Source organism: Symplocastrum torsivum (assembly GCF_059505465.1).
Genome location: NZ_JCACKQ010000045.1, coordinates 205,909 through 221,404, shown reverse-complemented (window position 1 = coordinate 221,404; position 15,496 = coordinate 205,909). Strand labels below are relative to the sequence as shown.

15 protein-coding genes are annotated in these 15,496 nt (G+C 47.4%); 9 read left to right on the top strand and 6 right to left on the bottom strand.

Annotated elements, in window-relative coordinates:
* Nucleotides 1-22 precede the first annotated feature (22 nt).
* Nucleotides 23-1,513, top strand: a complete 1,491-nt coding sequence (locus tag AC5JL3_RS14685) for a carotenoid oxygenase family protein (protein ID WP_496075175.1) — start codon at nucleotides 23-25, stop codon at nucleotides 1,511-1,513.
* A 276-nt stretch (nucleotides 1,514-1,789) separates the two neighbouring features.
* On the opposite strand, the gene AC5JL3_RS14680 is transcribed toward AC5JL3_RS14685, so the two are convergent.
* Nucleotides 1,790-2,722 (bottom strand): retropepsin-like aspartic protease family protein, encoded by a 933-nt coding sequence (locus tag AC5JL3_RS14680; RefSeq protein ID WP_496075174.1) that lies wholly within the window; start codon nucleotides 2,720-2,722, stop codon nucleotides 1,790-1,792.
* A 277-nt stretch (nucleotides 2,723-2,999) separates the two neighbouring features.
* Here AC5JL3_RS14680 and carA point away from each other — a divergent pair, with 277 nt between their 5' ends.
* The 5 genes from carA to AC5JL3_RS14655 all read left to right on the top strand — a co-directional run bounded on the left by carA (nucleotide 3,000) and on the right by AC5JL3_RS14655 (nucleotide 7,138).
* Entirely contained in the window at nucleotides 3,000-4,154 is a 1,155-nt protein-coding gene (gene carA / locus AC5JL3_RS14675; protein WP_496075173.1) for a glutamine-hydrolyzing carbamoyl-phosphate synthase small subunit, read from the top strand.
* 427 nt (nucleotides 4,155-4,581) lie between these two features.
* Nucleotides 4,582-4,950 (top strand): STAS domain-containing protein, encoded by a 369-nt coding sequence (locus AC5JL3_RS14670; protein ID WP_192217318.1) that lies wholly within the window; start codon nucleotides 4,582-4,584, stop codon nucleotides 4,948-4,950.
* Between the two features lie 145 nt (nucleotides 4,951-5,095).
* Nucleotides 5,096-5,566 (top strand): Mini-ribonuclease 3, encoded by a 471-nt coding sequence (locus AC5JL3_RS14665; protein ID WP_496075172.1) that lies wholly within the window; start codon nucleotides 5,096-5,098, stop codon nucleotides 5,564-5,566.
* A gap of 19 nt (nucleotides 5,567-5,585) precedes the next feature.
* The gene (gene rlmB, locus AC5JL3_RS14660; protein WP_496075171.1) at nucleotides 5,586-6,782 is read left to right on the top strand and encodes a 23S rRNA (guanosine(2251)-2'-O)-methyltransferase RlmB; all 1,197 of its coding nucleotides are present in this window, start codon (nucleotides 5,586-5,588) and stop codon (nucleotides 6,780-6,782) included.
* A gap of 71 nt (nucleotides 6,783-6,853) precedes the next feature.
* Nucleotides 6,854-7,138 carry a DUF1816 domain-containing protein gene (locus tag AC5JL3_RS14655; RefSeq protein ID WP_496075170.1) on the top strand — a complete coding sequence of 95 codons (285 nt, stop codon included), beginning with the start codon at nucleotides 6,854-6,856 and terminating at the stop codon, nucleotides 7,136-7,138.
* Between the two features lie 67 nt (nucleotides 7,139-7,205).
* On the opposite strand, the gene AC5JL3_RS14650 is transcribed toward AC5JL3_RS14655, so the two are convergent.
* The 3 genes from AC5JL3_RS14650 to AC5JL3_RS14640 all read right to left on the bottom strand — a co-directional run bounded on the left by AC5JL3_RS14650 (nucleotide 7,206) and on the right by AC5JL3_RS14640 (nucleotide 9,565).
* Nucleotides 7,206-8,054, bottom strand: a complete 849-nt coding sequence (locus AC5JL3_RS14650) for an alpha/beta fold hydrolase (protein ID WP_496075169.1) — start codon at nucleotides 8,052-8,054, stop codon at nucleotides 7,206-7,208.
* Between the two features lie 197 nt (nucleotides 8,055-8,251).
* Nucleotides 8,252-8,800: an anti-sigma factor family protein gene (locus AC5JL3_RS14645; protein ID WP_496075168.1), complete on the bottom strand. Its 549-nt coding sequence runs from the start codon at nucleotides 8,798-8,800 to the stop codon at nucleotides 8,252-8,254.
* 108 nt (nucleotides 8,801-8,908) lie between these two features.
* Complete coding sequence (locus AC5JL3_RS14640) at nucleotides 8,909-9,565, bottom strand: sigma-70 family RNA polymerase sigma factor (RefSeq protein WP_192217179.1); 657 nt, start codon at nucleotides 9,563-9,565, stop codon at nucleotides 8,909-8,911.
* 533 nt (nucleotides 9,566-10,098) lie between these two features.
* Between AC5JL3_RS14640 and AC5JL3_RS14635 the strand changes: the two genes are divergently transcribed.
* On the top strand, nucleotides 10,099-10,560 hold the full coding sequence (locus AC5JL3_RS14635; protein ID WP_192217178.1) for a response regulator: 462 nt from the start codon (nucleotides 10,099-10,101) through the stop codon (nucleotides 10,558-10,560).
* Between the two features lie 35 nt (nucleotides 10,561-10,595).
* Nucleotides 10,596-11,123: a L,D-transpeptidase gene (locus tag AC5JL3_RS14630; protein ID WP_496075167.1), complete on the top strand. Its 528-nt coding sequence runs from the start codon at nucleotides 10,596-10,598 to the stop codon at nucleotides 11,121-11,123.
* 160 nt (nucleotides 11,124-11,283) lie between these two features.
* Here the strand turns inward: AC5JL3_RS14630 and AC5JL3_RS14625 are convergent, their stop codons facing one another.
* The gene (locus AC5JL3_RS14625; protein ID WP_496075166.1) at nucleotides 11,284-11,841 is read right to left on the bottom strand and encodes a late competence development ComFB family protein; all 558 of its coding nucleotides are present in this window, start codon (nucleotides 11,839-11,841) and stop codon (nucleotides 11,284-11,286) included.
* A gap of 119 nt (nucleotides 11,842-11,960) precedes the next feature.
* Nucleotides 11,961-12,893: a M23 family metallopeptidase gene (locus tag AC5JL3_RS14620; protein WP_496075165.1), complete on the bottom strand. Its 933-nt coding sequence runs from the start codon at nucleotides 12,891-12,893 to the stop codon at nucleotides 11,961-11,963.
* A 201-nt stretch (nucleotides 12,894-13,094) separates the two neighbouring features.
* On the opposite strand from AC5JL3_RS14620, the gene AC5JL3_RS14615 reads away from it, so the two are divergent.
* Entirely contained in the window at nucleotides 13,095-15,440 is a 2,346-nt protein-coding gene (locus AC5JL3_RS14615; RefSeq protein WP_496075164.1) for a monovalent cation:proton antiporter family protein, read from the top strand.
* Nucleotides 15,441-15,496 lie beyond the last annotated feature (56 nt).

Here is a 15,496-nt window from a genome sequence, read left to right as displayed (position 1 = left end):
TATTCTCACTGATAAAAAAATCATGCAAAACTTACCGATTAAAGAACGTTTTTCGGTACCTGTCTCTTCGGTGCCTTATGAGCGCAATGACTGGAAAAAAGGCTATCTATCGCAGCCGAATGAATATGACTATTGGATTGATGAGGTAGAAGGGGAGATTCCTTCATCGTTACAGGGGACCTTGTTTCGTAATGGGCCTGGATTATTGGAAGTAAATGGTCAGCGTATTCATCATCCCTTTGATGGAGATGGAATGATCTGTGCGATCGCTTTTGATAATGGTCGCGCCCACTTCCGCAATCGCTTTATTCGGACCGAAGGCTACCTTAAAGAACAGCAAGCGGGAAAAATTCTCTATCGAGGCGTTTTTGGCACCCAAAAGCCAGGAGGCTGGCTAGCTAATGCCTTTGACTTCCAACACAAAAATATTGCCAATACCAACATCATCTACTGGGGGGGCAAACTCCTTGCCTTGTGGGAAGCAGCAGAACCTCACGGCTTAAACCCAAAAACTCTAGAAACACTAGGAAAAGATTACTTGGATGGTGTTTTGGAAGAGGGTAACGCCTTTGCTGCCCACCCCAGGATTGACCCGAATTGTGAACAAGATGATGGTTCCCCTATTCTGGTTAATTTTGCGATTAAACCAGGTCTTTCCACCACAATTACCATCTATGAGTTAGACCCACAAGGTAAACTTCTGCGGAGTCAGGCTAGAAGTGTTCCTGGGTTTGCTTTCATTCACGACTTTGCGATTACGCCAAATTACTGCCTGTTCTTCCAAAATCCTGTTAGCTTCAATCCAATTCCCTTCGCGTTGGGACTCAGGGGTGCGGGGGAGTGCGTGAAGTTTGAACCGAAAAAGCCTACCCGTATTTTGGTGATTCCCCGTAATTCCAAAGAACCAGTCCAAATACTAGAGACGCAATCGGGTTTTGTCTTCCACCATGCGAATGCGTTTGAACAAGATGACAAGATTTGCATTGACTCGATTTGCTACGAGTCTTTTCCGGAAGTTGAAGCGAATAGCGATTTCCGACAGGTTGATTTTGATGCGATCGCACCAGGACAACTGTGGCGGTTTACCCTAAACTTGAATGACAAAACTGTACAACGTCGCCTACTAGAAGAGCGTTGCTGCGAGTTTCCCTACGTTCATCCCAACCATGTCGGACACCCCTACCGCTACTTGTTCATGGGGGCTGCTCATAATCCAACCGGGAATGCACCCCTACAAGCACTTCTCAAACTGGATGCAGTAACAGGCGAACAACAACTCTGGAGTGCTGCACCCCAAGGTTATGTCAGTGAGCCTATTTTCGTTCCTCGACCTGATGGCAACGAAGAAGATGACGGTTGGGTGCTTTCATTAGTTTATGATGCTAGCCGCCATCGGTCTGATGTCGTGATTTTAGATGGTCGTGACTTCAATCGAGGACCAGTGGCACGACTCCACCTGAAGCATCACGTCCCTTACGGTCTACATGGTAGCTGGACACCAAACGTGTTTTAGGTGAAGCGATCGCACCTTCGAGGCAGTCTCGATTAGACCCAGTCCCAGTTCTCGCGATGATGGCAGCAAGTACGCAGAACATGGGTCTGGGGCAACTCGCTCAGTGCAAGAAGACAGAAGACAGAAGGCAGAAGGCAGAAGCAACATTACTTGTACAGTAGCCTTATAGCTAATGTCCAACTGGATAGTTATTTCCGCCACGCTGCACTCAGCAACTTACCTATCGTTTTGGTGTACGCAGTTAATGAGGACTAGTTAAGAGCTGATTGGATAAAATCAACGAGGGTGAAATTCAACAACATCTTTTTTAATCCAGACATCATACTTCCCATAGAAGTCTTGACCAAGCAGTCCTAAATCCAGCTCAGATCCACCAATCGCAACAGGAACATTCGTTTCCACTGCGTCCTCAACAGCAATTGATTGAACTTTACCAATGGGAAACTTTACGGCTTTAGCACTAGCTGTATCCGCTATCACTTCACCCTCTGGCTCAATACCAAGGCTATCAGCCATAGCTTGTGTAATTACAGTACCACTAGCGCCAGTATCGACAATCATCTCAAACCTCTGACCACCATTAAACATCACCTCGATAACTGGTGTTCGACCAGCGCGACGTTTAATTGGAACTGTAATCACCTGCGACTTAGCAGAAGCGGGGATTAAGTTCGTCTTGGGTGTTGGCGTGTTAGTGATTGGCGAGGTGGGGGGAGTCGCTTGCTCAACAACAGTTCGGGGAGCTGTTGCTACTGTAGTTCTTGCTGGAGAATCAGGAAGCGGACGAGTCGCGAGTTGTTGAGCGATACGCAAATTACGTTGATATTCCGAAATTTTCTGCTTAGCGATCGCCTGATAAGAACTAGAAGGGGGCAAGCTGCCCAATAACGCGATCGCTTCTTGCCAGCGACTACTCACCAGTTGCCAATCGCCGGAAGACTCAGCGGATTGACTAATGGTTGCTGCACTGTAGGCAACATCCAATGCCCGTTCATAAGCTTCTTTTGCCGCAAGTGGGGATTGACTTGTCGGTGTCGCTGCTGGTTTGGGCTTAGCCGATGGCTTCGCAACAGGACTTGAAGTTGAAGAGACGGCAACTGGTGATGGTTCATGGGGCTTTGATACAGCCGTGATGCGGCTGCAAGCCACATTGAGCAAGGCTAGGGTACCTGAAAGCAGCACAATTGCCGCACGTTCATGAGAAGACATGCACTTTAAAATTACTCATGAGCTATCTATCTATATTCCAGTTTAAACATACAGACTGAGGTAATACACTTGCCTTTTAAACTCTCCTCCTTTGAGAGGAGACAGTCGAGTTGTACTACGTTATCGCTGTTATCATCTGCTAACAATTGATGGCTTAAAAACCTGCCAGTCTCCTTAAAGCCATGAGATAATAACACGTCAGTGATTAGTTGTTCCTCATGTCCTTCCATCGACCACCAACAACTAAAAACTAACAACTCACAATTATCAACTGCTTATGCCTGTTTTAGCGGCTTCACCTGCTCTGCTCGTGCTAGCAGATGGAACATCGTACCAAGGCTGGTCTTTCGGTGCTACTGGTACTGCCATTGGAGAAGTAGTGTTTAACACTGCGATGACGGGTTACCAAGAGGTAGCAACCGATCCTAGCTACTGTGGTCAGATTGTCACCTTCACGTATCCCGAATTGGGCAATACGGGTGTTAACCCAGAGGATGAAGAATCCGCACACCCTCAAATCCGGGGTGCGATCGCACGTAACATTGCTCGTCGTCCTAGTAATTGGCGCTCAACACAGTCCTTGCCTGACTACTTCAAGGAACATAACATCCCAGGAATTTACGGGATCGATACTAGAGCCTTAACCATTAAACTTCGATCCTCCGGTGCCATGAACGGTGGCATTTCCACAGACATTCTCGACCCTGCCGAGTTGCTCAAAAAGGTTCAGGCGGCACCCAGCATGGCAGGATTAAATCTGGTTCGGGAAGTCACAACGAAAGAGGTCTATGAGTGGTCTGACCCCACAGATGAAATCTGGGAGTTTCGCCCCGTACTGGATGAGACTCCGGATAAACCCCTGACAGTTGTAGCGATTGATTTTGGCATGAAACGCAACATCCTGCGGCGTTTGGCAAGCTATGGTTGCCGCGTGATTGTGGTTCCTGCCGATACACCGCCTGAGGAAATTATCAATTACAACCCTGACGGAATTTTTCTCTCCAATGGCCCAGGCGACCCAGCCGCTGTTAGTGAAGGAATTGCCACGACAAGAGCCTTATTAGAGCGTCAGCGACCCATATTTGGCATTTGCATGGGTCACCAAATTCTCGGTCTTTCCTTGGGTGCGGAAACCTTTAAGCTCAAATTTGGTCACCGGGGCTTAAATCACCCAGCAGGGTTACAGCGGCAGGTAGAAATTACTAGCCAGAATCACGGTTTTGCAATTAATGCTGATACTTTAAATCCTGAAGTAGAAATTACTCACTTCAACCTGAATGACCATACAGTAGCCGGGTTGCGTCACAAAACGTTGCCCTTCTTCTCGGTGCAGTACCACCCAGAGGCAAGTCCGGGACCTCACGATGCTGACTATCTATTCGAGCAGTTTGTCCAATCAATGCGATCGCGCAAAGCGCACCAGCAAAGCTGATCGCATCGTCAAACCGCAGTTCAAGGGAGCCAAAACTAAAACGGCTTTTATAAAGTGCGACTTAAAGGTAATATAAAGCCTTGCCAAAAATAGCAGGTTACTTTAAAGTAGACGGGAACTTCTCGCTATACTATTGCATACGGTGTTGGAGTACCTCCGAAGAAAGCCTTAAGCTGATTTGGAACGTGTAAAGCGCCGTATGAGCCTATTTATAACAATAGGCAGATACGGTGGGGCACACCGAAATTTAAGCTTGAGGCTGGGTCGGCAACGACCAAAGGAAACTTCTTGATCTAAAATCTGGATGACAAATCATCTGTTTGCCAGAGGTAAGATCAGCCCAAGAATCCCCGGTTATAGCCTTAGTCTTGTTGCCAAGGGGAATGTCAAAAATAAAAATGTTAGTACGCTACAGTAGGAGGGTGTTATTCCTGAGCCACTAACCCTGACAGTCAGCTTAAGGGGCACTCGCGAAGTTAGGGAAAATTGCCAACTTTTCCGCCTCACTGGATTGCTAGATGCCTTTTCGGAAGCTACATTCCGCAAGGTCGTTAGCAAACATATTGATGATGGCCCGACGAACGTTATTTTGGATCTTTCCAAGATCGACTTTGTCGATAGCTCTGGATTGGGCGCTTTAGTGCAGTTAGTGAAGAAGGCTCAAACAGCTGAGGGAACATTGCAAATTGTAACGAATCCCCGTGTGACTCAAACAGTCAAGCTGGTTCGCCTAGAAAAATTTCTCTCGCTGCAACCTTCTGTTGAAGAAGCCTTGGAAAATGTAAAGGGTAGCTGACAAAACTGTACACAAATGTCAGGGCGGGCTTTCAAGCTCGCCCTTATTCTATCGGGAACCTCAGTGGCTTGTCTTTGAGTCTTATTAATGCCATGAAAAATTCCTGGCAACGCTAAAATTTAGAAGGTTGAGGTCGGCAGAGTTTGTGACATCACAGGAGGAAGAGCCTTCAAATATCTTAGAAACTGAATCAGCACTCTCATGGGCGGAAGCTCGGTTTAAGCTCTTGAGTAATGTCGCTGATTCCAACTTTAAAATTCAACAAGTTTCACCAGCGTCTTTGGCGTATCTAGGAGATGCTGTTTATGAACTTTATATCCGAACCTGCTATCTGCTCCCCCCTAAGCGCCTTAATAACTATCATGATCATGTAGTGGATCAAGTCCGAGCAGAGAGTCAAGCCAATACTCTGCGATTAATCACTCCCCACCTCACTGAAGGCGAACTCGAAATCTTGCGGCGTGGGCGCAATGCCACGGCAGGAATCCCTCGGCGTCTCGATCCGGAAATCTATCAGCAAGCAACTAGCTTAGAAACCTTAATTGGATACCTGTACCTGACTAATCCCCAACGTCTAACCCAGTTGTTAGCGCATTTACCACTCGATCCCCATTAAATCATCAACTATTAACAATATGGCTAATCAAAACCGCCGCCCTCACACTCCTGGTAAGCCAAAGCGAGGGAAGCCGATGCATGAGGCGCGTGAAAATCGCAAATTCTCCCGTTCTCAGGACGAAAACACTGACCGCTACAAGCCTCGCTCTACAGGGAAGCCGAAGCCAGGAAAGCCTGTTCGTTCCCAAAACTCAGAGCCGAAGCTGCGCCATTCCTCAGAAGACAAAACTGAGCGACTTGAGCAACGCTATCCGAGGAAGCCGAAACTGGGGAAGCCTGTTCACTCTCAGGAGAAGAACAGTAGGACATTCAAACCTCGCAACCCTGTTGCCGTGTCCAAGCCGATACGCAAAAACAATCAAGAACCTCAACATTTTAAGCCAACAACAACCGAGCCACCTGTTGCCCCCCAGCAGGAAGAGGAGGATACTGACTTAATCTATGGGCGTCATCCTGTTATTGCGGCGCTAGAGAATCAGCGCCAGCTAAACCGGATTTGGATTATTCCCCAACTGCGTTACGATCCCCGCTTTCACTCCTTACTTCTCCAAGCCAAGGCAAATGGTACGGTGATTGATGAAGTAGAACCTCGCCGCCTCAGCCAAATCACAGAGGGCGCTAACCATCAAGGTATTGCCGCTCAAGTTGCTCCATATCCTTACGTGGATTTAGGAGATTTAATTGATAAGGCAAAAGCCACGGCTGAGCAGCCAGTGATATTGGTTTGTGATAGCATCACCGACCCCCACAACTTAGGGGCAATTATTCGCACAGCCGAAGCAATGGGCGCTCAGGGCTTAGTTATCCCTCAACGTCGTGCTGTGGGAGTGACTTCCACCGTCATGAAAGTTGCAGCGGGCGCTCTAGAAACGTTTTCAATCGCACGGGTTGTCAATCTTGGTCGTGCTTTAGAGGAATTGAAATCGGCTGGCTTTTGGATTTATGGCACAACATCTAGTAGCGGTAAAGTACTACACAGTGTTGAATTTAAAGGTCCAGTAGCATTAGTAGTAGGTTCAGAAGGCAATGGTTTGAGCTTGCTAACCGAACGTGGTTGTGATGAACTAGTCTCAATTCCCCTCCAAGGCAAAACTCCGAGCTTAAATGCCTCGGTTGCTGCCGCTATGGTGTTATACGAAGCTTATCGACAACGTTGGTCAAATTTCTTGTATCTTGGCAGTCTTTCTAAGAATACTTTGAAAAAAGTAACGTGAAGTTGTATAACAAAATGTAAAAATAACGGTATTAAAAGACCGATTAGAATCTTATATTCCAGGCAAACAGCATGAAAGAAGTGTTGATCAAGATTCTCCAGTTCTTAGGATTGGCTTTTTGGGTTGAAATTATTACGGACAACCCTCGTTGCACCTACTACTTTGGCCCTTTCTTCAGTGATAAAGATGCTCAGGTCGCGAAGACTGGGTATGTTGAAGATTTGGAAAATGAAGGCGCTCAAGGCATTGTTGTTAGTGTCAGGCGCTGTAAACCGAGCAAACTAACACTTTTTGATGAATTGGGCGAGCCGAGTGAGCGCGAGAAAATACATTCTCTTAGTAGACAGCCATCATAACTACTCTTCTCATCTCCCAAACTTTCTACTGCCCCAAAATCCTCTTGCTAGCTCTACACCTTCTTGGTTATTTCCCAGTTAACCCGACGGCCTGAGGATTATCTTCTATCCAGTGGTCGATATCGCCTAATACCTGATCGGGAATCTCCCAAGGAAATAGGTGAGCTGTATTCGGGTAGCAGTGCCATTGACAATTTTTGAGATGCTGAGCAGTCTCTTGACTTGACTCGACGGTGATGTGTCGGTCAGCTTCTCCTGTCAATACAAGGGAAGGACATTGAATTTTCTCTAAGTCTGCAAGTCGGTTATAGCCAGCTTTTAGAGCCGTATTGAGGGCACGGGTGGCAGCCGTAGAGGTTTGTAGATAAGCGGGCATGGCTTCGAGGGCAAGGTACTGGTAGGCAGCCGGAGTGTGTTGTTGGATGAGGTAGCGATAAAGCGATCGCTTTCCAAACCTTTCAATATTCCACTGCCAACCAGGTTGTAGTCGGTTCACAATCGAAGCAAGCCCAGTGTAGAAATTATCTTCCCAGCTAATTGGCGGATGACTTCCTCTGGGTCGAGCCGCTGTAGCCACTAAAATTAAACCTGTGACTCGCTCTGGTAGTCTTAGCGCCAACTCTATCGCAAGAATTCCGCCTAAAGACCAACCTAGTACAAGACAACGGTCAACCCGGAAGTTGTCTAGAAGCGCTTCCAAGTCAATCAGGTGGTCGGTCATTTTAAAGTCTAATTGAGTTCTACTCTTGCCATATCCCCGTAAATCAGGGGCAATAGTCTGGAACCGTTGTGATAGATGTCGGGTAAAAACTGACATACTACTGCCTGCACCAGGATGCCCGTGTAAGCAGAGGATAGGGAAACCCTTTCCTTGAACTTGAACGTTGAGATCAGTGGCGTAAGGTTTGGAACTCATATCAAATAGCGGAACCTCTACTGTTTCCTTCACCCTTTGTCTCTAAAACTTGGCTAACCGAACGAGTTGAGCTTAACAATGCGGAAAATCCGCTGGTCTAAGTAGTGAGCATCAGCGGATTTTCGGCTTGTAATAGATCCAGGAGAGCTTTACAGATGTCTCAACTTAGCCAAACACCTGCATCCTATACCTGTGATTTAATTGAGATCATTCTGGTTAGTCTCATGGGGTACTGCGGGTAGATCCAGGGATTGTTCAGGCAATGCTACTGCTGCCTTAGGAATCTCAATCACGGGTCGGTTAATCGCAATCTCTAGCGGTTCTGGAGCCACCTCTTGGTTTAGAGACTGAGCCAGCCGTGGCACCAGTGAATCACTTCCGGGAAGAATTCCTGATAAGGCACCAACAACCATCGCTGCGATCGCAGCACCACCCCACATGACTGTTCGTCGATTCTGACGACGGTCAATGCGTGAGAAAACTTCCTGTGCCGTATCTTGAGCCGTGTTATCAACGGCTGGCACTGGGAGTTTTTGCAAACCTTGGCGTAGCTTCATAAGGCGGGAGTGCAAACGCTGCATATCCGCGTCGGTTGCCAACAACTCTTGCACCTGTCTACGCTCTGCTGCTGTTACCTCACCGTCTATAAATGCACTAAGTAATTCAAAGCGATCGCGCTGTAGGCTATCCATCTGTTTAGCAGCTTCCTGCCTGGAATGTTTACGAGCGTCAAAATTAGAGGTCATTTCCGTCTACTACCAAGTCATAGCAAGCGCTCAACCAAGGATATTTTATAGATTCCATAATAAACTGACAACCACCTCAGCTTACCGTCCTTAAGAAAGAAACCCAAATTAGGCTTCTAAGTAGGTTTGAAGCTGGGATTGGAGTCTAGATCTGGCTCTGGCAATTCTTGACTTTACGGTACCTAAGGAAACGCCAGTGATTTCAGCAATTTCCTCATAAGCCATGCCTTCAATTTCCCTCAGAACAATAGTTGTCCGAAATACCTCTGGCAAGTCTGAGATGGCTTCACGAAGCTGTTCATAGAACTCCCGTGTTGTCATATCATCGTCAGGATTGGGATTGTCTGAGGCTATTTCCCAGTCCATTTCTCCGTCATCCAGACGACGTGGAGCATCTAGCGAAAGAGGATTGGCGACCCGTTTGCGCTTACGCAGTTCATCATAGAACAAATTCGTAGCAATGCGGCTCAACCAGCCCCGGAACTTGACTGGCTCTTGCAATCGCTTGATGTTGCGGTAAACCCGAATCCAAACTTCTTGCGCCAAGTCAGCTCTATCCTGCCAGTCGGGAGCCAAGTGGTACAAAATCTTATCCACATGGGACTGATATCGACGCAGAAGTTCAGCAAAGGCAGTCCGATCAGGGCGAAGTCCGTCCTGACAGCGCAAAATCAAGTCATAGTTTGAGAGTTTGTCGGGTTGCACCGATACTTGAGGGACTGTTGCCTCAACGGTTGACCAAGTTACAGAAGTCGATTGGTTCATGGATGGAATGGGTGCTAGAACATCCTTCCTCCCAAAGACGCACAACTTTCACATAGAGTTCCCGCATCAATCAGCGACTTTGTAATTGCCTTTTAGATGTGAGTACGCAAGCATTAGCAAGCACAAGGCAACTATCATTTCTTTTATGACAGTCATAGAGCATCCCCCAATCGGGTGAGTTCTACTAAAAAAAGTTACTTGAGCGTAATGAGTAGTAAGGTGAAAAAGACGTTAAAAATTCACAACCCTTTATTAGGTAAGGATTACGGCTCAACGACTTTAAAAATTTATTGCTCATTACTCTTAACTCATAACTCTAAAAAAACTGTAAACTCAAAGCGTGACCACTCAGGCGGGATTTATGCCTTTTGCCATTCCAGGCGTACAATGTACCTCTACTCAATGTCGAAGGTCTACGTCGTTGGAAGCTATAACCAGAATTCTCTTCATAAGGCAATTTTTCCGGAAAATTATCTTTACTATTGGTTAAAAACTGCTTGATTGCCAAATAGCCCAAAGGAGTCAGGACGAGAGTGAGGAATCCTAGAGATCGCATCACCATTCTGCTAGCAGAAGATACGCCTGACGACCAGATCTCGATCAAGCAGGCGCTCGGTGAGAGTCGTCTACGTTACAAGTTGTATATCGTTAAAGATGGTGAGGAGCTGCTGGACTATCTACAGCGTCGCCGCCAGTATAGCGAGTTGGTGAGCGCTCCACACCCTAATCTGATCTTGCTAGATTTGTATCTACCAAAAATTAATGGAATTGAGGCACTACAAATCATTAAAGCTAACCCTAAGCTCCGGCGCATTCCGATTGTCATGCTGACATCCTCATCATCAGAGGAAGACATTCGTCGTAGTTATGAGCTAGGAGCAAGTTCTTACCTAACTAAGCCAAGCACATTTGAATTGCTAGTTGAGGCAATGAATACGCTAGCCGAGTACTGGTTTGATATTGTAGAGTTGCCGCCTGCGAACACTCATGAGTGAATATGGGCATCATAAACTCATTCAAGACAAGCGTGATGCTGCTTTGCTTTGGAGGAGCGGCAGTGTTGTTTTCAGCAGCACGACAAGAGCCAAAGCCAAAGCCTCTGCCAGCAAAACCTAAGCTGATCCAGGTTTCACCAGCCATCCCCCTTCTGGCTCATGCGATCGCTTCGCTTCATACTAAGGTCGTTGTTGATTTGAGTGATGCTCGTGCCTACACCTACTGGGGAAAGCAACGCCTCTCAAGCTACCCAGTCGCTGTTGGTCAACCCGGTTGGGAGACTCCTACTGGCACCTTTAAAGTGATACAAAAGCAACGCAATCCAGTCTGGCAGCAGCCGATCACGGGTGAACTAATCACTACTGGGCCTGATAATCCTTTAGGCGATCGCTGGATCAGTTTTTGGTCTGATGGACAGCATCAAATAGGGTTCCATGGCACCAACAAAGAGCAACTGATTGGTCAGCCAGTTTCCCACGGCTGCTTGCGGATGCGTAATAGTGATATTCGAGCCTTGTATGAGCAGGTGAGTGTAGGAACACCAGTTGTTGTTCAGAAATAGGATGTTGTTGGTCGTTGGTTGTTGGTTGTTGGTTGTTTGTAGTTATAGCTGTAGCCATAAAGGTTAGGACAGATTTAAGAACCCAAACAACCACGTACTTGTAATAAACCTTCTGCCTTTTGCCTTTTACTATAGTTTTCCAACCAACGGCTAACGAGTGCTACTCAAAGCTATTGCTTGGCGATTTTGGCTCAAAGCTGGGTGCGTAAACCTGTAGCAAGCTACTCACCTGCTTGAGGACATCACCTCCACTGCTTTTCCCGATCGCTTGACGTTCAGAGCCAAAATTGGGTCGATCCAAGTTACGGGAGATCGCATTACCGACTTGTTGAGTAATCAACTCATGAAGTTCCTCATTTGCTCGCTGACGCTGGTATTTTGCACCTTCTTCGGTTGTGGCATATAGAGGTGGCAGTCGGTTCAGCGCGTAGGCGGCAATATCGCCGACATCCAAGACGCGATCGCTTGTCGCTTCAATTTCAGCGACTCGTGCGATCGCTTCTGTTAGCACCAACTCCTCCATCACATTAATAAACTGCTTGCGGGGCACTGCAACCACTTCACCCGTTAGAAGTGCCCCCATCAGCCGATCCAACGCCATGTACTCTTCAATGGAAAGCTCCGAGGCTGTGTCACAAATACGCCCCACCTCTGTTTCCATTACTGGGGTCAAGTAACCATCTTGTAGAGCTTGTTCTACGATTTTTTCAATACTCATGATGTTGGAGTGTGCTTCCCTTTTTTCAGCGAGGAAGAGGAAACCTGCCATAAGTTTTCTTCAAATGAACACAAGATCCGCGTCATCGTTGAAAATTTCAGCAAAACTTAAAACAAGTTTTACTCAAATCCCTCAAATCGCCAAGGTACTGGGTCAACAGAAAGACCGTGAACATACAGACCCCAGTGTAAGTGCGGACCCGTAGAAGCACCCGTAGAACCAATAGCACCGATTTTTTGACCCGCTTGTACCATTTCCCCTTCTCGGACATCAATGCGGCTCAGGTGCAACATGATACTAGTAACGCCTTGACCGTGGTCAATTCCCACGGTGTTGCCATGCACCCGGAAGCCTTCAGAGACTCTTCCGACCAAGGCGACTCGACCCGCCGCAGGGGCAACCACTGGTGAACCCATGCCTCCTGCGTAGTCTACACCACGATGGTAGTAATCTTTAGCAAATACACCGTTGTAATAGCGGCGGATTCCGTAACCGGACGAGATTGCACCACTATTAGGTTTCAAGAACGGCCCCTTCCAATATTTCTCTGGTGTCTCCAGTTGTTTGAAAGCGGCTACCCGATCCAATTCCTGCTGTGTAGCAGACTGTCCAGCTGCTCCGGAAAGCCGGATACGCTGTGTTGGAAACGAGCGATTCCGCAAAGGTACTGACAATTTTTTGACTTCACCCCCTCCTTCAACCTGAATTTGCAGCGTTCCTGGTTGATCAAGAGGTGTAGTCGGCAATAACGCCCGGAAGTTACCTGAATTTGTGATAAAAGTTGGATAAGTTTTCCCACCCATTTTCATCGTGGGAGTGCTGTTCAGGGTCGGGCTTTGTTGAACGACCACGGATAATGTATCACCCAACTGAAGGTTAGTCGGTGATAAGCTCACTTGCACCGCTCGTACTGGCACCGCTACTGCAACGATCGCAATAATGATGCCAAGAGTCAGGCTGGTTCGTAACCAATTAGTGCGTTGGCGTCGAACCCACAAACTAGCATTGGCAAGCCAGCTTCGGCGGGAGCGTGATGGAGACGAAGTAGGCATTGAAGGCACAGTCAATAATCCTCTATCTGTTTGTTGACAACGGTTTAGCTACTAATAGCGGATAGACTATCATCTCGCACGAACTGTTTCCAACGCTTCTCGTTGAATTTTTGCTCTAAGCTGACCCAGAGTAACAGAGGAGCATTAAAACTTTGTATTCTATAGGTTAATAGAGCTTAATACTTTTCTCAGATAAAACAGGTGCAAGAAGACTTCCGACTAATCGTTGACTTTGTGTCTGTTCTCGCCGCCGCCGCTGTCGGTGGACTCTTGGCATCTCTTTGCCGTCAACCTGCTTTGTTGGGCTATCTCTTGGGAGGCATGATTGTTGGTCCCGCAGGTCTTGGTCTAATTAAAGAACTGGTTCAGATAGAAACCCTGGCACAGCTTGGGGTGGCTTTTTTGTTATTTGCCCTAGGCGTTGAGTTTTCCTTTGCAGAACTCAAAAAAGTCCAGGCGATCGCATTAGGAGGTGGTGGACTACAAATTGCTTTGACTATCCTGGTGACAACTTTGGTGTCTCTAGTTATGGGGTGGGTGAGTTCACCCCCACAGGGAGTTTTCCTCGGAGCAATTTTGTCCTTGTCCTCGACAGCGGTTGTCCTCAAGTGCTTGATGGAGCGTAATGAAGCCGGAACCCCTCACGGACAAGTGATGCTGGGGATTCTAGTAGTACAGGATTTGGCACTGGGATTGATGCTGGCAGTACTACCAGCACTCGATCAACCACCGGAAGCACTCGGAATAGCGGTGGGACTCGCTTTATTAAAAATTGGATTATTTGCCGCTGGTGCCGTAGCTGTTGGCATTTGGTTAATTCCACCTCTGCTGCGACACTTAGCTCGCACAGAGAGTCGAGAGCTATTTTTGCTTGGTGTCGTTACCCTCTGTATGGCGATCGCATTACTAACGGATAAGTTAGGGCTTTCGATTGAAATGGGAGCCTTTGTCGCGGGTTTGATGATTTCAGAGGTGGAATACGCCGACCAAACTCTGGCTTATGTAGAACCGCTGCGGGATGTATTTGCCGCTCTATTTTTTGCCGCAATTGGGATGCTGATTGACCCGATTTTCCTGTGGAACAACCTGGAATTGATTCTGGGATTGGTTTTACTGGTATTTGTCGGCAAGTTTTTGATTATCACACCGTTGGTCAAAGTCTTCCGCTATCCCTTGAAGACAGCAATAATTGCTGGTTTAGGATTAGCTCAGATTGGGGAGTTTTCGTTTGTCCTGGCTAGTGAAGGGCAATCTTTGGGACTTGTTTCCCGACGGGTTTATCTCTTGATTTTGGGGACAACAGCAGTAACGCTAGTGGTTACGCCGTTTGTAATGCAGCTAGTTCCAAAACTTTTTACCTGGATTGAGGGATGGGAAGGGCTGAAGCGCTATCTCGACACAACAGATATCCCGCAAGAAGTGTCGGGGGATTTGCCGATACAAGATCATGTTGTGGTTTGCGGCTATGGTCAAGTTGGACGTAATGTTGTGCGGCTGTTACAGGAGCATCACTATCCAGTTGTGGTAATTGATCAGTCGGAAAGTAGCATCCAAAAGTTAAGAGAAGCGGGTATACCTTATGTGTATGGCAATGCGGCGAGTTTACATGTGTTAGAAACGGCTGGGGTAGATAAGGCAAAAGGGATAGCAATCACCTTGCCTGACCCGATGAGTAGCCGACTCTCCTTGAAACGGGCATTAGAGCTAGACCCTGATTTGGATATTGTTGTTCGTGCTAACAATGACCGGGACATTGAATTGTTCTATCAACTGGGAGCCAAAGAGGTAGTGCAACCAGAGTTTGAGGCGAGTTTGGAATTGGCAACCCATCTACTCGGCGGTATGGGTTTATTCGTACCCCTCATTCAACGAGAAATGCAGCAAATTCGCGATTCTCATTACCTGGACTTACGCACGTCTCAAACTTCATCTCAGATTGCACGCGAACTAAAGTTGGCAGCGCAGGAAATGAACAGCAAGTGGTACAACTTGCCAGATGATTCACCGCTGACTGGCATGACGCTAAAAGAAGCAAATACTCGCCAATTGACAGGTGTGAGTTTGGTCGCGATTCGTCGTGCTGGAGGTGAGGAAATTGACTATCCTAACGAACAGACTCGGTTGAAAAAAGGCGATCGCTTATTAGTAGTAGGAGAACCTGAGGAAATTGCGGCGTTTAATGAACTCGCAAAAGGGGGAGTGGCAGTCCCAGGAGCCAGTACACCTGTACAGTGGGTGCAAGTGCCCCCAGGAAGTCCTGCCGTTGGAAAAGCGCTTTGGGAGCTACATTTCCGGCGGCAATACGGCGTTTCTGTCCAAGCAATTCGTCGGGAAGGAAAGTTCATCGCCTTTCCCGATGGGGGCGCAGATGTGCATTCCGGCGACCACTTGCTCTTATGCGGTGGTAGTTATCCGCTCAAGCAATTACGGCAGTGGATTGTCCAGGGAACCGAGATCCCTGTGATCTCACTCCCGGTACTCAAGGCACCTGTAAGCGAAGCTCTGCAAGAGTTTCTCCCTTTAGATAGTCAGCGAAGTGGCGATTAGCCTCAGAAAACTAGCCACCGTTAGAAAGCTGACCACTGATAGCTGATAGCTCTATA